The 18,861-nt window shown below is 30.5% G+C and carries 13 protein-coding genes and 2 tRNA genes; 9 read left to right on the forward strand and 6 right to left on the reverse strand.

The features are described from left to right. The first annotated feature begins 7 nt into the window (after nt 1-7). Nucleotides 8-1,942, forward strand: a complete 1,935-nt coding sequence (locus tag H0I23_RS00170) for an OmpA family protein (RefSeq protein WP_216784458.1) — start codon at nt 8-10, stop codon at nt 1,940-1,942. Nucleotides 1,943-2,028: 86 nt separating this feature from the next. Here the strand turns inward: H0I23_RS00170 and H0I23_RS00175 are convergent, their stop codons facing one another. Continuing rightward, complete coding sequence (locus tag H0I23_RS00175) at nt 2,029-2,664, reverse strand: vancomycin high temperature exclusion protein (RefSeq protein ID WP_216784459.1); 636 nt, start codon at nt 2,662-2,664, stop codon at nt 2,029-2,031. Between the two features lie 116 nt (nt 2,665-2,780). Here H0I23_RS00175 and H0I23_RS00180 point away from each other — a divergent pair, with 116 nt between their 5' ends. Both H0I23_RS00180 and H0I23_RS00185 read left to right on the forward strand, forming a co-directional pair. Beyond that, nucleotides 2,781-4,367 carry a S41 family peptidase gene (locus H0I23_RS00180; protein ID WP_216784460.1) on the forward strand — a complete coding sequence of 529 codons (1,587 nt, stop codon included), beginning with the start codon at nt 2,781-2,783 and terminating at the stop codon, nt 4,365-4,367. Nucleotides 4,368-4,818: 451 nt separating this feature from the next. After that, nucleotides 4,819-5,040: a hypothetical protein gene (locus H0I23_RS00185; RefSeq protein ID WP_216784461.1), complete on the forward strand. Its 222-nt coding sequence runs from the start codon at nt 4,819-4,821 to the stop codon at nt 5,038-5,040. Nucleotides 5,041-5,291: 251 nt separating this feature from the next. Here H0I23_RS00185 and H0I23_RS00190 read toward each other — a convergent pair. The 3 genes from H0I23_RS00190 to mutS all read right to left on the reverse strand — a co-directional run bounded on the left by H0I23_RS00190 (nt 5,292) and on the right by mutS (nt 8,272). Next, nucleotides 5,292-5,375, reverse strand: a tRNA-Leu gene (locus H0I23_RS00190). Between the two features lie 60 nt (nt 5,376-5,435). Next, nucleotides 5,436-5,507: transfer RNA gene (locus H0I23_RS00195), tRNA-Gly, on the reverse strand. A gap of 188 nt (nt 5,508-5,695) precedes the next feature. Beyond that, nucleotides 5,696-8,272: a DNA mismatch repair protein MutS gene (mutS, locus tag H0I23_RS00200; protein ID WP_216785996.1), complete on the reverse strand. Its 2,577-nt coding sequence runs from the start codon at nt 8,270-8,272 to the stop codon at nt 5,696-5,698. 156 nt (nt 8,273-8,428) lie between these two features. Here mutS and H0I23_RS00205 point away from each other — a divergent pair, with 156 nt between their 5' ends. Beyond that, entirely contained in the window at nt 8,429-8,959 is a 531-nt protein-coding gene (locus tag H0I23_RS00205) for an RNA methyltransferase (RefSeq protein ID WP_216784462.1), read from the forward strand. 202 nt (nt 8,960-9,161) lie between these two features. Here H0I23_RS00205 and folK read toward each other — a convergent pair whose 3' ends face one another. After that, nucleotides 9,162-10,307: a 2-amino-4-hydroxy-6-hydroxymethyldihydropteridine diphosphokinase gene (folK, locus tag H0I23_RS00210; RefSeq protein WP_216784463.1), complete on the reverse strand. Its 1,146-nt coding sequence runs from the start codon at nt 10,305-10,307 to the stop codon at nt 9,162-9,164. Between the two features lie 71 nt (nt 10,308-10,378). Here folK and sppA point away from each other — a divergent pair, with 71 nt between their 5' ends. The 3 genes from sppA (at nt 10,379) to H0I23_RS00225 (ending at nt 15,737) form a co-directional block, all read left to right on the forward strand. After that, complete coding sequence (gene sppA / locus H0I23_RS00215; protein ID WP_216784464.1) at nt 10,379-12,139, forward strand: signal peptide peptidase SppA; 1,761 nt, start codon at nt 10,379-10,381, stop codon at nt 12,137-12,139. 12 nt (nt 12,140-12,151) lie between these two features. Next, complete coding sequence (locus tag H0I23_RS00220; protein ID WP_216784465.1) at nt 12,152-12,862, forward strand: queuosine precursor transporter; 711 nt, start codon at nt 12,152-12,154, stop codon at nt 12,860-12,862. Between the two features lie 142 nt (nt 12,863-13,004). Next, nucleotides 13,005-15,737 (forward strand): AsmA-like C-terminal region-containing protein, encoded by a 2,733-nt coding sequence (locus H0I23_RS00225; protein WP_216784466.1) that lies wholly within the window; start codon nt 13,005-13,007, stop codon nt 15,735-15,737. Nucleotides 15,738-15,748: 11 nt separating this feature from the next. On the opposite strand, the gene H0I23_RS00230 is transcribed toward H0I23_RS00225, so the two are convergent. Next, nucleotides 15,749-16,543: a DUF2797 domain-containing protein gene (locus H0I23_RS00230; protein ID WP_216784467.1), complete on the reverse strand. Its 795-nt coding sequence runs from the start codon at nt 16,541-16,543 to the stop codon at nt 15,749-15,751. Nucleotides 16,544-16,650: 107 nt separating this feature from the next. On the opposite strand from H0I23_RS00230, the gene H0I23_RS00235 reads away from it, so the two are divergent. Together H0I23_RS00235 and H0I23_RS00240 are read left to right on the forward strand one after the other, a co-directional pair. Then, the gene (locus H0I23_RS00235) at nt 16,651-18,165 is read left to right on the forward strand and encodes a GH3 auxin-responsive promoter family protein (RefSeq protein WP_216784468.1); all 1,515 of its coding nucleotides are present in this window, start codon (nt 16,651-16,653) and stop codon (nt 18,163-18,165) included. A 71-nt stretch (nt 18,166-18,236) separates the two neighbouring features. Then, nucleotides 18,237-18,782, forward strand: coding sequence for a hypothetical protein (locus H0I23_RS00240; RefSeq protein WP_216784469.1), 546 nt, complete (start codon nt 18,237-18,239; stop codon nt 18,780-18,782). Nucleotides 18,783-18,861: the final 79 nt, after the last annotated feature.

The following is an 18,861-nucleotide window of genomic DNA, read 5'->3' on the forward strand; positions in this document are numbered from 1 at the left end:
ACAGAAAATGAATTTTAAATATTGTATACTACTTCTTTTGTTACAGACTATGTTTGTGCAAGGGCAAGACAATTCTAAAGGAGATGACTATTTTTTTGAATATGCATATAAAGATGCTATAGAGGAATATACTAAAGAAAAAGAAAAGAAAATACTTAGTAATCAACAGTTTTTAAACTTAGCAGATTCATATTATAAAACAGGTTCTTTTGAAGAAGCTGGTCTTATTTATAAAGATATTTATGCTAAAGATTCAACACTATCAGATACATATATAAACAGACTTTTATTGACCGTTAGAAAATTAGATAGCGTAGAAGCTTTTGATTATTTTTTAGAAAAATCTAGATCATTTTTTACAAATGAATTAAAAGAAAATGCAGAATTTAATTTTGAAATAATACAAAAAAATCAAAACAAAAAAATAGATTTTTTCATATTCAATTGTTATTTGAATAGCCCTCAGGCAGATTTTTCTCCAGCTTTTTATATTGATGATGAATTGATGTTTACAAGTGCAAGGCAGCAGGGTAAGAAAAGTAAAATATATGGCCCTTCAGGAGAATCTTATTTAGGAATATATTCTGGTAAAATTCAGCCAGATGGTGATGTTACAGTGCCTAAAATGTTTACAGAAATTCCTAAATCTATTTATCATAAAGCGACACCATTTTATTCAGAAGAATTAGATGGTATATTTTATGTGCTTTCTAATGCAGATGGAGAAGACCTTTTGTATAATAAAAAAGGGAAAAATACTCTAGCAATTGGTTCTGTTAATGAAAAAGGAACGTTCCAATATTTATTGAGAGATTTAAGTACTTCTTTTTATTATCCTTTTTATGACGGTAAGAATGAAAAGTTGTATTTCGCAGCCAATTTTGAAGGTGGTTTTGGTGGTACAGATATTTATTATGTTCATACAAATGATGGCCGAATAATGTCAGCGCCAGTAAATCTTGGTCCTAGAATTAATACACCAGGTAATGAAATCGCTCCGTTTATATATGAAGGAAGTATGTATTTTTCATCTGATATATTTTATGGTTTTGGAGGTATGGATATTTACACGTCTAATTTACAGTTAGATGAAAGTTTTAGTATACCTGTAAACTTAGGTACAGGTATAAATAGTACAGCTGATGATTTTGGTTTCATTATCAAAAATCAAGAAGAAAGTGGGCTTTTAGGTTATTTTTCTTCTAATAGAGAGGGTGGTAAGGGTAATGATGATATATATGGTTTTAAAGTAGATGAAAAGCCAGGGATAAAAACTTTAATGGTTAAAGGTGTTGTTACAAATCCGTCTTACGGAAGAGAAATACCAGGAACAACAGTTAAGCTTTATGGTGATGAAAATCAGGTTTTAAAAAGCTATACTACTTCAGCTAAAGGAGAATATCAATTTGAAGTGCCTTGGAGAACAGATTTTAAAATTGAAGCATCTAAAAGCGGCTATGGTACTTTTGTTAAAAGCTTTGATATAAATGAAGAGAATACTTTTGACGGTATTGTTGATATAAGTTTACCTTTTATTGAAGATCTTATTCAAGAAAAAGAAGAAAAAACAGTTGTTAAAATGAGTAAGTTTTACTTTGATAGAGGTGCGAGTAAATTAACTGCTGGTATTACAAAGGAACTGGATAAAGTAATTATAGTTACTAATAGTTTTCCTAATATTAAACTAAAAGTAGAGAGTTATACAGATAGTAGAGGTAGTAGTGCTAAAAACTTACAGTTATCGATAGCAAGATCAGAGACTATAAAGAAATATTTAATAGAAAAAGGAGTTGATCCTAGCATTTTTGTAGAAGCGGTAGGATATGGAGAAGACAGGTTGTTGAATCAATGTAAAGACGGTGTATATTGTTTAGAATTTTTACATAACCAAAATGTAAGGTCGTATATTACGATAATAAACTATGATGAATTAGTTAAATAGTTCGTGTATAATTATACTAGCAAAATTTAAAATAGTTTATAATGTTGGTGGTATCTATTACTAATTAATACATTGTAATTTTGAGATTATTTAATTTCTATTTTATCTCCATAAAATTTGGGCTGTTTGTTTGTTATTATATCTAAAAAAACTTTTACTCTCGCAAAATATTCTCTTAACTGAACTTTAAAACCATTGGTGCCGTTTATATCCTTTGCATTATAGCCAATGGCATCAAGCCCTTTATTTTGAGCAAGATAAATAGCTCTATCGTTATGAAATTCTTGAGAAATAATAGTAGCCTTATTTAAACCGAAAACATGTTTTGCTCTAACCATAGAGTCTAACGTTCTAAAACCTGCGTAATCTAAAAATATCTTTTCTTCAGGAATGCCAGCTTTGATAAGATCTTTTTTAATACTATCAGGTTCATTATAATATATCGTTCCATTATCTCCACTAACTAAAATATATTCAATTTTTTTAGCATTAAATAATTCTACTGTAGCATCAATTCTGTACGAATAATATCTGTTAGGCTTTCCGTTTGTTAATCTTTTTGATGTGCCTAAAATAATACCTACTTTGTTTTTAGGTATTTTTTGTATAGAATCAAATGTTTTTTCTTTCGTGGAGTTATTAATTATAAAATTACAAACGATAAGTAGTATTCCAGAGAAAATTATTAATGCTAAAAAAGTATATAATGTTTTTTTAATCATTTTCAGATTTTAAACGTAACGATAAATAATTATTAGTAATGTGGTTTTTTATTCTGAAATAGTTAATTTCATATCTCAGAATCAATATTAACTTGAAAAATAAACTAAAATAATTAATGAGCAAGATATTTATAGCCATAACCTTATTAATTATGATAATTTCTTGTACTAGCATAAAAAAGTTCAATACAGAAATTACGTCACTCCATACTCCAGAAGAACTTTATGTAGATATTGATAAAGCCTATAATAAATTAAAAAAATTGCACCCTCGTTTATATCAATTTACATCAAAAGATGAATTAGATTTTAAGTTTGATAGTTTAAAACTGACTATAATAGAGCCAATTTCAAGTTTAGAGTTTTATAAGAAAATAGCTCCAGTAATATCAGAAGTTCGTCAAGGACATATTTCTGTCAGTCCACCAGCTAAAAGATATACAAAAAGAGAGCTAAAAGAGCTTAAGGAAAAGAGTTTTGAATTTTATAAATTAGATTTTGAAAATGTAAATGATGCTTTGCTTGTAAAGGCTAATTATTCGTCAGATTCCACATTAGTAGGGGCTCAGGTAATGTCAGTTGATGAAGAGCCAATAGAAAGTATTTATAAAGCTTATAATAAGTTGTATGCTTCTGATGGGTATAATACTAGCTTCAAAGAGAGGTTTTGGGCACTTCGTTTTTCCAGTTTTTATTATAAAAATAATGGCTATGTAGATAGTTTGTCAATTGCATTTAAGAAGAACGATAGTTTATTTGTTAAGGTTTTGAAGAGAATTGACAAAGATTCTGTACGCTCTCCGTTTATTGATAAAAATAAGGATGATGATGAATCTGTAGCTAAGTTAAATTCTTTAGAAAAAAAAGAACAAAGAAAAAAAGCTAAAGCTTTGAAAAAGTATAATAATAATCATGGTTATATAAAATCTAAAAATTTATATACACGTAATTTCAATTTCATAGGTAATGATAGTACTATAGCATACTTGAAAATTAGAAATTTTAATAATGGAGTTTATGATGATTTTTATGAAGAAGTTTTTGAAAAGATTAAAGAAAAAAAATCTAATGTATTAGTTTTAGATTTAAGAGATAATACAGGTGGTAGGGTAAATGAAATTTTAGAGTTGTATTCATACCTTCAAGATGAGCCTTTCCAATTTGTGAAAAAAGCAGAGGTAAAAACAAGAATCCCGTTTTTAAAATCTTTTATATCTAAAGATAAATCTTTGGGGCTAAATGTTATAGGTGTTTTATCATCACCAATAGCAATACCTGTTGAAGTTTTAAGAACTACTAAAAATAATAATGTAACTTATTATAGGGTTTCTGGTTCGAAAAAAAATAATAAACCAAAACAAAATAATTATAAAGGAAAAATTTATGTACTTATAAACGGGAATTCGTTTTCGGCATCATCTATTTTATCAACGAATTTAAAAACTAAGTCGAATGTTATATTTGTTGGCGAAGAAACAGGAGGTAATTTTAACGGAACAGTAGCAGGAGTGCAAAAGTATGTTGAGTTAGATAATTCTAAAGTGACTTTAAACTTTGGATTAATGCACATACAGTCTCCTTACGAGAGCTCAACAAATGGGCATGGTATATTACCAGATATTAAAATTATACCAAATAAGGCAGATCGTTTAAACCATATTGATCCAGAATTAGATTGGATTTTAAGAAAAGAGAATAAATGATGTTATGTGTAATTTTTTGAGTACAAATAATTTTAATATTTTTTAAAGGTTTACGTTATTTGTAAGAATTTTTTTGTTAAATTTAATTTTATTAAAGCTATTAAAATACATAACATCAATATTTTCATTATATATTACTTTGATTATTTTTTTCATACGAAAAGTATAAGGTTAAAATATTGTTATTTTCATTGTTTATAGCAAGAAATCTTAAGATATAAAGTAGTTTTGTTCATAAGATTTAACAGTTTGTTGTCTATTTATTTGCTTAAATAGAACATCTAAAATATGTTTGACCTCTTAAATTAGTGTCATTTTTCTAAAAGTTAGTATGTGATGCTGTTTTTGTATGTAAAATATTGATTTTCAGTATTTTATATTAATTTAATTATTTTTAATCAACATTAATTCAATTTTATAGATATTGGATTAAGCAGTAAATGAATTTATTATGGATGTAATGGATAGAGCATTAGAGTTTGAGGGCCGAAAAATGTCCGGTATGACGACTAGTGATAGAGTGTCATCTTCTAGAGAAGTAAAAGCTTTAATTTTAGAGCTAAATGAAATATACAAAGAAAATAAGGACACCGAAATAATGGATGTTATGAAACGCTTAACTGTTATAAAGCGTAAGATAGAAAAACGTTTAAATACGAAACCTACAGTATAGTTTCAAGTTATTTTTTATAAAGCAGTTTTGGCTATGTTGATTACAAATCAACTTAACCAAAACTGCTTTTTTGTGTCTTGTTGTTTAATAGTGTTTTAAGGTGAACTCTGGTGTATTAGGTGTGTTATCGAAAAAAATGCTTTAGAAGCTCTTTTTGTTGTTGTTTTAAGGTGAGGTTGGGGTGTTTTGAGGGTTGTAAAGCTATAAAAATAAAAAACCCTTGAAAATCATAAGATTAACAAGGGTTCTTGTACTCGAGGCGGGACTTGAACCCGCACGGACTAATGTCCATTGGATTTTAAGTCCAACGTGTCTACCAATTCCACCACTCGAGCCTATGTGCCATTAAGGCTAGGAACGTAATAAAAAACACTATAAAATAGTGTAAGTTACAGAGCGAAAAAAGGGATTCGAACCCTCGACCTCCACCTTGGCAAGGTGATGCTCTACCCCTGAGCTACTTTCGCAATTGATGTTTTATTTTTAAAGAACTTGGCGTTCGTTGCGAACGCGGATGCAAATTTAAAACAATTCTCTAAATTCCAAAGGAATTTTTGAGAAAATATTTAAAAAATATTTTCTGAATCAAATTTAAATTTTAAAATACTTTCTTAACTCTTAATAAACAATGGTTTAGGTGTATCATGTAATTGAATTATTTATTATTATTCTTTGTGAGTAGTCGCTTGATTTCATTCAATTTCATTAAAGCTTCTACAGGAGTTAGTGTATTTATGTCTAAATGTGTAATTTCTTCTTTTATTTCTTGTAATAAAGGATCATCTAAATTAAAGAAACTCAATTGCATTTCATCTTGAGCAGATTGTAATTTGTCAGTTAATTCTTCACTAGAATGTGATTTTTCTAATTTTTTCAAAATCTTATTAGCTTTATTAATCACTTGTTGTGGCATACCTGCCATTTTAGCTACGTGAATTCCGAAACTATGCTCACTACCACCGGGTGTTAATTTTCGTAAAAAAAGTACATTGTCTTTTAATTCTTTTACAGATACATTGTAATTTTTAATACGATCAAAAGTTGTAGCCATTTCATTAATTTCATGATAATGGGTGGCAAATAAAGTTTTAGCTCTTGCAGGATGCTCGTGTAGGTATTCGGAAATAGCCCAGGCGATTGATATGCCATCGTAAGTGCTTGTTCCTCGCCCTATTTCATCTAACAATACTAAACTTCGTTCTGATAAGTTGTTTAAGATAGAAGCGGTTTCATTCATTTCTACCATAAAAGTAGATTCTCCCATTGATATATTGTCGCTTGCACCAACACGTGTGAATATCTTATCTACACAGCCAATTTTAGCAGCTTCTGCGGGCACAAAACTTCCCATTTGTGCTAAGAGTACTATTAGGGCCGTTTGCCTTAAAATCGCCGATTTACCACTCATGTTAGGGCCGGTAATCATTATAATTTGTTGCTCTTCGCGGTTTAGTCTAACATCGTTAGCAATATATTCTTCCCCAATCGGTAATTGCTTTTCAATAACGGGGTGTCTACCGTTGGTAATTTCAATTTCGGTAGAATCATTAATTTCAGGTGCGGTATAGTTATTTTCTTTTGCTAATTGTGTAAAACCACACAGGCAATCTAGTTGACCAATTTGTTGTGCGTTATTCTGTACAGGAGCTATATATTCTTGCATCCAAACCACTAATTGAGAAAACAACTGCTGTTCTAGTTCTAAAATACGTTCTTCAGCACCTAATATTTTACCTTCATATTCCTTTAGTTCTTCAGTAATATATCGCTCTGCATTTACTAAAGTTTGCTTACGAGTCCACTCTTCAGGTACTTTGTCTTTATGTGTATTCCTGACTTCAATGTAATATCCAAAAACATTGTTTGAGGCTATTTTTAAAGAGGTGATTCCGGTGCGTTCTGTTTCACGCTCCAACATTTTATTTAAATAATCTTTTCCAGAAAACGCTAAGCCTCTTAATTCATCTAATTCTTCCGAGTAACTTTTGGCGATAGTAACACCCTTAAGCATATTTACAGGTGCTTCTTCGTTAATCATTTCTTTTATTTTAGCGCGAAGCATGTCACAGGAGTGTAATTGATCACCTATAAATTTCACAGATTCGTTAGTGCTATTAACGGTAAGTTGTTTTATGGGAACAATAGCTTCTAAAGAATTTTTAAGTTGAATAACCTCTTTAGGATTTATTTTGCCTGTAGCAACCTTTGAAATTAAGCGCTCAAGATCTCCTATTTGTTTAATATAATGTTGTAGTTTTTCTAATGTATTTTTATTGTCGCTTAAGTAGGTAATTACTTGGTGGCGCCTTTTTATTTTTTCTATATTTTTTAATGGTAAGGCTAGCCATCTTTTTAGCATGCGGCCACCCATTGGTGATATCGTTTTGTCGATAATATCTAATAGCGTTACAGCATTAAGGTTGTTTGCGTGGTAAAGTTCAAGATTTCGGATTGTGAAACGATCCATCCAAATATATTCTTCTTCAGCAATTCTTTCAAGCTTACTTATATGTTGTAATTGGTTGTGCTGTGTTTCTGATAGGTAATGTAAAGCAACACCTGAGGCTATTATACCTAGGCTTAGGTGGTCTATTCCAAAACCTTTTAAGTTTTTTGTTTTAAAATGATTGGTTAGTGTTTCTTGAGCATAATCTTCTTGATATACCCAGTCTTCCATATAAAATGTATGGAATTGTTTTCCAAAAATCTCTATAAATTCTTTTTTATGAGCTTTTGAAACTAAAACCTCATTCGGTGCAAAATTCTGTAATAATTTATCAATCTGGTCCTCATTCCCTTCTGATGTTAAAAATTCACCTGTGGAAATATCTAAAAAGGAAACGCCAATCAATTTTCGTCCAAAATGTACAGCACAAAGAAAGTTATTACTTTTAGAGTTCAAGATATCATCATTAAAAGCGACACCAGGTGTAACTAATTCAGTAACACCTCGCTTAACAATGGTTTTTGTTTGTTTAGGATCTTCTAATTGGTCGCAAATAGCAACACGTTGCCCTGCTTTTACCAATTTCGGTAAATAAGTGTTTACAGAATGATGAGGAAAGCCAGCAAGTTCTGTTTTTTCTCCTCCATTATTTCGGTGTGTTAGGGTTATTCCTAAAATTCGAGATGCTTTAATAGCATCTTCACCAAACGTTTCATAAAAATCACCTACGCGAAACAATAATAATGCATCAGGATATTTCTTCTTGATGGTGTTATATTGATTCATTAAAGGAGTTACCTTTTTTTTGTTTTCTGTCTTTGCCAAAAGCTATATAATTAACTTATTTTTGCGTCATCTTAATAAAAACGAATGTACCATTTTCTATAGTGATTATATGTTATTGTTGATATTTTGAAATAAGTTTTTGAATAAAAAGAAAGCATGCGTAAATTAAAAAACAGCGAATTAGATAGGTTGGATGTGGAGCAGTTTAAAGAAGCTGAGAAAACACCAGTAATTATTATTTTAGATAATATTAGAAGTCTAAATAATATTGGATCGGTTTTTAGAACTGCTGATGCTTTTTTAATCGAAAAAATATACTTGTGTGGCATAACAGCACAACCGCCAAATAAAGAAATTCATAAAACAGCATTAGGTGCTACAGATAGTGTTGTTTGGGAATATGCAGAAAATACACTAGATGTAATAAAAAAGTTGAAAGCTGATAATGTGTCTGTTATAGCAATAGAGCAGGCTGAAAATGCTACTTTTTTAAATGATTTTCAGTTAGATATTGATAAAAAATACGCTGTAGTTTTTGGTAATGAAGTAAAAGGTGTGGCGCAAGATGTTGTTTCGGAAAGTGATTTAGTAATAGAAATTCCGCAATATGGGACTAAACATTCATTGAATATATCAGTAAGTGCAGGAGTTGTAATTTGGGATTTTTGGTCGAAATTAAATATTTAATTTAAATATAATTGCGATATAAATAAAAAACCCTGATTTTTACAAATCAGGGTTTTTTTTGAGTAAAATAGTTTGAGTTAGTTAATTTAAAACACACTATTAAAATATGAATTTCGTAAAAAATTTATATAAAAATAGTTTACCTTAAGTCTGCAATTAAGGAAAAGCATTTTGAATGCGCAAATAAAATGCAAAAATTTTCTTAATTCTCTAAATTAACGCTGTATTCTACAATTTTGTCAATTATGTGATTGTAGTCTGATTTATTCTTAACAAAGTCCAATTCACTAATATCAACAATTAGCGTATTGTGATCAGGAGCACTTTTGATAAAATCTAAATAACCACGGTTAATTTTCTCTAAATATTCAGGTGGTATGTTTTGCTCGTAATCTCTATCTCTATTTTTGATGTTCTCTAAAAGGCGCTCTGTATTTTGGTATAAATACACATATAATCCAGGTTTCTGAACCTCTTTGTGCATAAAGCTAAAAACTTTTCTATAAAGGTTAAACTCGTCTTCTTGCAGAGTTACCTTAGCGAAAATTAAAGATTTGTAGATGTCGTAATCACTAACTAAAAAACTTTTAAATAAATCAAATTGTGAAGTGTCATCAGAAAATTGTTGGTATCGTTCTGCTAAAAATGACATTTCTAAAGGAAACGCATATCTTGCCTGATCTTCGTAAAATTTAGGCAAAAATGGATTATCGGCAAATTGCTCTAAAATCAGTTTGGCATTAAAATCTTCTGATATTTGAGTAGCTAATGTTGTTTTTCCGGCACCAATATTTCCTTCGATAGCTATGAAATTTAGTTTAGAAAATAATTGTTCGCGAGATTTATATACTTTAGAAAAAGTTCTTTTAATGCCACCTTTGTCTTTGCACATTTGAACCATATTACGAGTGTCTTTATTAAAAATAGGGTGATAAAATTGCGGAGCAATATCACCTAAAGGGCGTAACACAAATTGACGTAAGTGTAAAGATGGGTGTGGTATGGTTAAGCTTTCAGTTTCAATAACCTCATTGCCGTAATATAAAATGTCGATATCTAAAGTTCTAGCTTTGTAAACACCATCAGCATTTCTAAGTCTGCCTAACTCTTCTTCTATAGAATTAACTTTTTGTAATAATTCGTTTGGCGTAATTTCTGTAATAACAGAAATGCAAATATTTAAGAAATCATCAGACTCAAACCCCCAAGCGGCACTCTCGTATGTACGAGAAACAGCCTGCACATTGCCTATGTTTTCAGATATTTTGAAAACAGCATGTTGCAAGTTCAGAAGTTTATTACCTAAGTTGCTGCCTAATGAAAGGTAAATTGTTTTGGGGTTGTTCATAATTCAGCAACAAAATAAATAAAACAATTTAACAATAGTTATCTTTGAGGGAAATATATAACGAAATTTTAATGAAATTTTTAAGAAACCTGTTAGCAGCAATCATAGGGTGTTTAATTGCCTTTGGAGTAATATTTGGAATGTTTATGATTTTTGCAGCTCTTTTAGGGAGTTCAGAAGATGGCAAAACTGTTAAAAATAATTCTATTTTAGAAATACAAATACAAAACCCTGTTGCTGATTATATAGGTAATAATGAGGCTGATCCGTTTGCGTCTCTTTTTGAAAAATCACAAGGGTTAAATGAAATTCTTCATGCTATTCAAGTAGCAAAAAGCGATGATAAGATAAAAGGTATAAGTATTAATAATAACTTTTTAATAGCCGGTTATGCACAAACACAAGCTATTAGAAAAGCACTGTTAGACTTTAAAACAGATGGTAAGTTTATTTATGCTTACGCTGATATTTACACACAAAAAGATTATTACCTGTCTTCTGTTGCAGATAGTTTATTTATAAATAAGGTTGGTGTTTTAGATTTTAAAGGACTTTCTTCTGAAGTTTTATTTTTTAAAGACCTTCAAGAGAAGTCTGGCATTAAAATGGAGGTTATTCGTCACGGTAAATATAAAAGTGCTGTCGAGCCTTATTTATCTAATGAAATGAGTGAAGCTAATAGAACACAAATAAAAGAACTTTTAAATTCTTTATGGGGTTCTATGGTTGGTGAAATTTCTGAGAGCAGAGGTTTGTCTGTAGAAGAAATGAATGTTATAGCTGATACTTTAGGAGGTAGAACGCCAGAGTTAGCTTCAAAATCGAAATTAGTTGATGCTGTTTTGTTTTTTGATGAATATGAAACAAAACTTAAAACGGCTTCAGATTCTAAGCTAGAAGATGATCTTAATTATGTTTCTTTAGAAGATTATATTTTAACGGCTAACAAAAAGAAGCTTTTAAAAGGAGATGATAAAATTGCAATTATTTATGCGCAGGGCGAAATTTTTTATGGAGAAGGTAGTCCGTCAATAATTGGTCAAGGAATAATTAATGAAGCTTTAAAAAAGGCAAGAGAAGATAAAGATGTTAAAGCTATTGTGTTGAGAGTAGATTCTCCTGGCGGTAGTGCATTAACTTCTGATATTATTTGGAGAGAAGTAGAATTAACCAAGGCAATTAAGCCCGTAGTAGTTTCGATGGGTAATGTTGCGGCTTCAGGTGGTTATTATATTGCTGCTGGTGCAGATAAAATATACGCAGAACCTACAACTATTACGGGTTCAATAGGTGTTTTTGGAACAGTACCTAATGCTACAGAACTGGCTGAAAATATAGGTATTAATGCGGAACAAGTCGGTACAAACAAAAACTCGGTAGATTATTCTCTTTTTGAGCCTATGACTGATGGCTTTAGAGAAGTTGTTCAAGAAGGTGTGGAGAACACGTATAAAACATTTTTAAGTAGAGTGGCGGAGGGTAGAAATATAACAGTTGCGCAAGCAGATAGTATTGCTCAAGGTAGAGTGTGGAGTGGTGTTGATGCAAAAAGATTGGGCTTGGTTGATGAGTTAGGTGGTTTAGATGATGCTATTAAAGGTGCAGCGGAGCTAGTTGAATTAGATACTTACGGTATAAAGAACTTTCCAAAATATAAAACTGGCTTAGAGCGCTTTATGGAAGATTATGGAGGAGCTAGTACGAAAATTAAACAAGATTTTATCAAAGAAGAAATAGGAGTAGAAGCATATTCGATATTAAAAGAGGTAAAAGCAGTAATGAACCAAGAAGGTGTTCAGACAAGAATGCCATTTACTTTAAGTATTAAATAGTGATAACGCTTTATGAATCAAAAAGATAAAAAATTCGCTTTTCAGATTTTTCTATTTTTGGCAGCTTTGTTCATTACATCTCTAGTGGTGTCAAATCTTATTTTCCAAAAATTTTTTTACTGGAAGCCTTTTGGTGATGTTACTATTTTTGGAGCTAGCCTATTTGAAATATCAGTAGGTATTTTGCCTTATCCAATTACGTTTTTAATTACCGACTTAATTTCTGAAATGTTTGGTAGGAAGAAGGCAAACCAAGTTGTTACAGTGGGTATCTTCGCCTCTTTTTTTTCAATGGGTATAATTTTATTAGCAAATTATGTACCTGCATTACCTGCATCACCTATAAATGATGAAACTTTTAATCAAGTTTTTGCACTTTCTCCAATAGCTGTTTTGGCGTCTATGATAGCTTATTTATTCGCTCAATATATAGATGTGGCTATTTATCATTTTTGGAAAAAAATAACAAAAGGAAAGCATTTATGGCTGCGAAATAATTTCTCTACCTTCTTATCACAATTCATTGACACTTTTACCGTTGTTGGTTTGTTATGTATATTTAAAATATTACCATGGGAGTTATTTTCAGGATTAGTAATCAGTGGTTTTATTTTTAAGATAATTATAGCATTTATCGACACTCCTTTTTTATATTTCTTCGTATATCTATTAAGAAAGCGGTTTAAATTAAAAGTAGGAGAAGAAATAAACTTAGAGTATTAACCTCTATTTAGCTCTTTGTTAAATGAGTTATAAATAATTTTGATGTTATCATAAATGTTTGTTTCTCAAGTATACATTTGGCATAAATGCGCTTAAAAAGTATTTTGGTTTGTAATTACTTAGGTCTCATAAAATTGATTAGATGAAAAAAAAGATTTTAAAAATTGTAGGTATCGTTGTTTTGTTGTTTGTAGTTACGCTAATTGCAGCACCTTTTTTCTTAAAAGGTAAAATAGCTGATATCATTAAAAATAAAGTAAATAATAGTATTACTGCAACGTTAGAATTTGAAGATGCAGATTTAACATTGTTTTCATCTTTCCCAAATGCAAAGGTTACCCTTAATAATATATCTATCGTAAATAAAGAGCCTTTTTTAGGAGATACTTTGTTTTCGTCTAAAGAGATAGCTTTAGATATGTCTATAAAAGAGTTGTTTAAAGGGGCTGATGAGCCTATTGCAATATCTAGTTTAATGGTAGATGGAGCTTTAATTAATATTGAGGTAAACGAACAGGGTATTGCTAATTATGATATAGCAAAAGAAACGGAAGAAGTAGCTAGTACAGCTGCAGACGAAGAGCCTAGTAATTTTACATTTTCAATGGAATCTTATGCGCTTACAAATTCTAAGATAATTTATGCAGACAAGCTATCGGGTATGCGTTTTGAGCTAGAAAATGTAAATCACTCAGGAAATGGAGATTTATCATTAGAAAAATCGGAGTTAGATACTAAAACTAGTGGATTGGTTTCTTTTGAAATGGATAGCACTAATTATCTGAATAAAAACCCAATTCAGTTAGATGCTCTTTTGGGAGTAGATTTAGCAACAAATACATATTCTTTTTTAAAAAATGAAGCAATACTAAATCAATTGCCGCTTGTTTTTGATGGTTTTATAAAAATCAATGATAACAATCAAGAGTTAGATGTTAGTTTTAAAACTCCATCATCTGATTTTAAAAATTTCTTAGCTGTTATACCAGAAACGTATTCTAAAAATATAGAGAATGTTACAACTACAGGTAACTTTATGGTGGCGGGTAGATTTAATGGGGTAGTCGACGAAACACATATACCAAAATTTAACATTGAAATAAATTCAGATAACGCATCATTTAAATATCCTGATCTGCCAAAATCTGTTCGTAATGTATTTATCGATACAAAAATTAATAACGAAACAGGTATTGTTGATGATACATATGTTGATATAAACAAATTGTCTTTCATGATTGATGAAGATAAATTTAACATGGTAGCTAAGATTAGAGATCTTATGGGGAACACGAAAGTAAGTGCTCATATTGATGGTAATATGAATTTAGCAAACATTGCGAAAGCATACCCTGTTCCATCTGATTTAAATTTAGAAGGACTGCTTAATGCAAATGTAGATGCAGCGTTTGACATGGCATCAATAGAAAAAGAACAATATGAAAAAACAAATATTAAAGGAAATCTTAATCTTAAAAACTTTGTTTATAAATCAGAAGAGCTTAAAAACCCTGTAAAAATAAATTCAACATCAGTTACATTTAACCCGCAAACAGTTACATTAAATGAATTGAGTGGAGTAACGGGTGCGACAGATTTTAATGCAGTGGGTACTATAAATAATCTTTTGGGTTTTATGTTTAATGATGAAAATGTTCAAGGTGATTTTACACTAAAATCAAATACATTTTCAGTTAATGATTTTATGGTAGAAGAGGCTGTTTCTGAAAAAGAAACTACAAATGATAAGCCTGTAGATACAACAACTGAGGCTCAGATTAAAATCCCTTCTTTTTTAGATGCAAATATAAAAGCATCTGCTGCCACGGTGCTTTATGATAATCTTACATTAAAAAACGTGTCAGGTAATCTTATTATTAAAGATGAAAAAGCTACGTTGCAAAATATGACATCATCAATTTTTGATGGTAAATTAGGTTTTAATGGTGAGGTTTCTACAAAGGGTGATACACCTACTTTTGCCATGAAGTTAGGTATGGAGAGTTTAAAAATAAACGAGACATTTAAGTCTTTAGAGTTGTTTAAAGTATTAGCACCAATAGCGAATGCAATACAAGGTAACTTAAACTCTGACATCATTATTTCTGGTAATCTAAATAATGATTTCACTCCAAACTTAGCAACTATTTCAGGTAACGTTTTGGCTGAACTTTTAGGAACAGAAATTAAACCTGAACAAACGCAAGTATTATCAGCATTATCTAGTAAGTTAAGTTTCTTGAATTTAGATAACTTAAATTTAAAAGGATTAAAAACAGCACTTTCTTTCGAAAATGGTACAGTAAAGGTGAAGCCTTTTACGGTTAATTATCAAGATATTGCTATAAAGATAGATGGTAGTCACACTTTTGACCAAAAGCTTAGCTATGGAGCTGTTATTGATGTGCCTGCAAAATATTTAGGGAATGATATAGCTAATCTAATATCTAAAATCGACGATAAATCTTTAGAAGGGTTAACGATTCCTGTAACGGCAAATATAGGAGGTAATTATACGAGCCCACAAGTGTCTACTGATTTAACTTCTGGTGTAAAAACATTGACGACTAAATTAGTAGAGATAGAAAAACAAAAATTAATTTCAAAAGGAAAAGATAAAGCATCAGAGCTTTTGGGGGGTCTTTTGTCGGGAACTAATAAAACAAATGACACAACTGCAACAGCAGCCACCACTACGGAACAAAATAAAGAGGCTGTTAAAAATGCCTTAGGAGGTTTGTTGGGTGGTGCAAAAAAAGATACAACAGCAGCAGTTGTAAAAGATACTACAGCAGCTTCAAAAAATGATGCTGTTAAAGAAGCTGCAAAATCAGTACTTGGTGGTTTGTTTAGTAAAAAGAAAACTGATGAGTAAGTTAATAGTTATTAATTAATAGTAAGCGAAATATAATATCCTTCGTTGCTTCTAATATTAAAAACGGTTTCATCATCAAAAATGAGGTATTGCCCTTTTATCCCTACAAGGTTACCAGTGTAATTTGGAGTTTTATCTAAATTTAGACTTTTAACTTTTGTAGGGTATTTGTTTACAGGAAATTCTAAATGAGTTTCTGTGTTATTATCTAAAAAATAAGGTATAGCTTCTTCAGGTATATATTGTTTCAGTTTATTACGCCATGCAATTAAATTTTCATCTGTTACATCGTTTTTAAGCATGCTTCTCCAATTTGTTTTATCACCAACGTAATCTTTTAAAGCAACTTCTGTAATGCCTGCTAAATACCTATTCGGTACTTCTATTATTTCTATTGCTTCATGAGCTCCTTGGTCAATCCAACGGGTTGGTATTTGTGTTTTTCTTGTAACACCAACTTTAACTTTGCCTGAATTTGCTAAATAAACAATGTGTGGCTGCAATTGCACCTTTTTTTCATATTCTAAATCACGATCTTCTTTACCTAAATGAGCGGTACTTAGTTCGGGTCTCATAATCCAATCTCCTGCCGATGGAATATCAAAAAAGCAACTTTTGCAAAAACCTTGTCTGTAAATCGGCTTGTCTAATCCGCAATTTAAGCACTGGTGTTTTATAAAATTGATAGTAATTTTTTTATTCAAAATTTGATTTACATTTAAGAAATCATCCTTAAAAATTAAGTAATATTGAATAGGGTTTCCTACCTCTGTTTGCATCTTTTTTAAAACACCTTTGTACAGCATAAAATATCTTCAGTAAAAATTAAAATGAAAGGGACAAAGTTAAAAAACGATTTCTTAAATTGTTACACGAAATTAACTCAGAAAACAAAGTTTAAAGATACCTAAAAATGTCAATACCTTTATTCAACTCAATTGCATCTTGGTTGTTAAAAAAACGATACCACCAAATAGAACTTTTTTTAAAATACCCAGAAGAAGTTCAAGAAGAGGTGTTGATGCAGTTGTTATCTTTTGCAAAAGAGACAGAGGTTGGCAGAAAGCATGAGTTTAAATCTATTTTAAGTTACGAGACTTTTAAGATGCGTGTTCCTATAACATCTTATGAAGAGATGGAACCATCAATAGAAAGAACGAGAAGAGGTGAACAAAATATTTTTTGGCCTACAAGTATCAAATGGTTTGCAAAAAGTAGTGGAACTACAAATGCGAAAAGTAAATTTATACCTGTAAGTACAGAAGCTTTAGAAGACTGTCATTACAAGTCAGGTAAAGACTTACTTTGTTTGTATCTGAATAATAATGAAAATTCTCAGTTGTTTACGGGTAAAAGTCTTCGGTTGGGTGGTAGTAAGGAATTATATGAAGATAATGGTACTTTTTTCGGAGACTTATCTGCTATTTTAATTGATAATATGCCTTTTTGGGCAGAACTAAGTAGTACGCCTAGTAATAAGGTTTCATTGATGAGTGAGTGGGAATCTAAGTTGAAGGCTATTATTAGGGAGAGCACTCAGGAAAATGTTACTAGCCTTGCTGGTGTGCCTTCTTGGATGTTGGTGCTGATGAATAATGTTATTGAAGAAACAGGTAAAGATCATCTTTTTCAAGTTTGGGAAAACTTAGAAGTTTATTTTCATGGCGGAGTAAATTTTAATCCATATAAAGATCAGTACAAAAATTTGCTACCAAGAAAAAGCTTTAATTATTATGAGATATATAATGCTTCGGAAGGTTTTTTTGCTATACAAGATAGAAATAATTCAGACGAGTTATTGTTAATGCTTGATTATGGTATTTTTTATGAATTTATACCGATGGATACTTATGGTACTCTAAGCCAAAAGGTAGTGCCGTTGTGGGAGGTGGAGAAAAATAAAAATTATGCAATTATTATTACTACAAATGCAGGTTTATGGCGTTATAAAATAGGGGATACCATCCGTTTTACATCAACTAGTCCATATCGTATTAAGGTTACAGGTAGGACAAAACATCATATAAATGTTTTTGGTGAAGAGTTGATTATTGAAAATGCAGAAGAGGCTTTGAAAAGTATTTGTAAAAAAACAGGAGCTGAAATTAAGGATTACACAGCGGGGCCTATCTTTATGGAGGGAGTCGAAAAAGGAGGACATGAATGGATTATTGAATTTAGAACTCCACCAGAAGAAATAGCATATTTTACAGAATTATTAGACAATGCATTGAAGTCTTTAAATTCTGATTACGAAGCGAAAAGATTTAATAATATTACTCTAAAAATGCCAAAAATTCATATAGCAAGAGAGAATTTGTTTTATGATTGGCTTAAATTAAAAGACAAATTAGGTGGTCAGCATAAGATACCTCGTTTGTCAAATAAAAGAGACTACATCGAAGAATTACTTCTAATGAACAAATAAAATAGGTTTTGTTACGTTTAAGTTTAACATTTAAGACATCATTAAACTTAATCAAAGAAAATAATGTAATTATGGCAGAAAGATTAGTAATTATTTCAGATATGTGGGGAACAAAGAAAGGTCTTTGGATTACCTCATATTTGGGTTATTTGCAACAGCATTATGATATTGTTTTTTATGATTGTCAGGAATTAGCGAATATAAATTTGGCTGTAGAAACTCAAGAAAATTTACATAAAGAATTTGTTGAGGGTGGTATTGATATAGCTATGGCTCATCTTTTAAAAAGAGAAAGTGTTCCGAGCCATTATTTAGCTTTTAGTACAGGTGGTACAATAGCTTATAAGGCGGGTCTTTTAGGTTTGCCGATTAAATCTTTATTTGCAATATCAGCAACGAGAATTCGCGAAGAGAAAGAAATTCCAAGTTTTTCTTCTCAACTTTTATTTGGATCAAATGATACTTTTAGGCCCAATGAAGAATGGGAAAAAGTAACTGAAAATAAATTGTGTATAGCTTCTGGTTTTGGCCATGAATTATACTCTGATGAAAAAATAATTAAAGAAATTTGTCAAGAGCTGTTAGCTAAAGTAACAAAAGAGCAAGTTCAAGTTTAAATTTTATTTAATTTCAATAAAAAAAATCCTGCATAACAATTAGTTGTGCAGGATTTTTTAATTAAAGTTAAGGCGTGTT

This window comes from Cellulophaga sp. HaHaR_3_176 (assembly GCF_019021925.1).
In the GTDB taxonomy this organism is placed as follows: Bacteria; Bacteroidota; Bacteroidia; order Flavobacteriales; family Flavobacteriaceae; genus Cellulophaga.

Excerpts from the sequence above, each read along its gene's own strand:
- sppA (WP_216784464.1), top strand. The coding sequence starts at position 10,379 with ATGAAATTTTTAAGAAACCTGTTAGCAGCAATCATAGGGTGTTTAATT.
- H0I23_RS00240 (WP_216784469.1), top strand. The coding sequence starts at position 18,237 with ATGGCAGAAAGATTAGTAATTATTTCAGATATGTGGGGAACAAAGAAA.
- H0I23_RS00175 (WP_216784459.1), bottom strand. The coding sequence starts at position 2,664 with ATGATTAAAAAAACATTATATACTTTTTTAGCATTAATAATTTTCTCT.
- H0I23_RS00185 (WP_216784461.1), top strand. The coding sequence starts at position 4,819 with ATGGATGTAATGGATAGAGCATTAGAGTTTGAGGGCCGAAAAATGTCC.
- H0I23_RS00235 (WP_216784468.1), top strand. The coding sequence starts at position 16,651 with ATGTCAATACCTTTATTCAACTCAATTGCATCTTGGTTGTTAAAAAAA.
- H0I23_RS00225 (WP_216784466.1), top strand. The coding sequence starts at position 13,005 with ATGAAAAAAAAGATTTTAAAAATTGTAGGTATCGTTGTTTTGTTGTTT.
- H0I23_RS00180 (WP_216784460.1), top strand. The coding sequence starts at position 2,781 with ATGAGCAAGATATTTATAGCCATAACCTTATTAATTATGATAATTTCT.
- folK (WP_216784463.1), bottom strand. The coding sequence starts at position 10,307 with ATGAACAACCCCAAAACAATTTACCTTTCATTAGGCAGCAACTTAGGT.
- H0I23_RS00170 (WP_216784458.1), top strand. The coding sequence starts at position 8 with ATGAATTTTAAATATTGTATACTACTTCTTTTGTTACAGACTATGTTT.
- H0I23_RS00220 (WP_216784465.1), top strand. The coding sequence starts at position 12,152 with ATGAATCAAAAAGATAAAAAATTCGCTTTTCAGATTTTTCTATTTTTG.
- H0I23_RS00205 (WP_216784462.1), top strand. The coding sequence starts at position 8,429 with ATGCGTAAATTAAAAAACAGCGAATTAGATAGGTTGGATGTGGAGCAG.
- mutS (WP_216785996.1), bottom strand. The coding sequence starts at position 8,272 with ATGAATCAATATAACACCATCAAGAAGAAATATCCTGATGCATTATTA.
- H0I23_RS00230 (WP_216784467.1), bottom strand. The coding sequence starts at position 16,543 with ATGCTGTACAAAGGTGTTTTAAAAAAGATGCAAACAGAGGTAGGAAAC.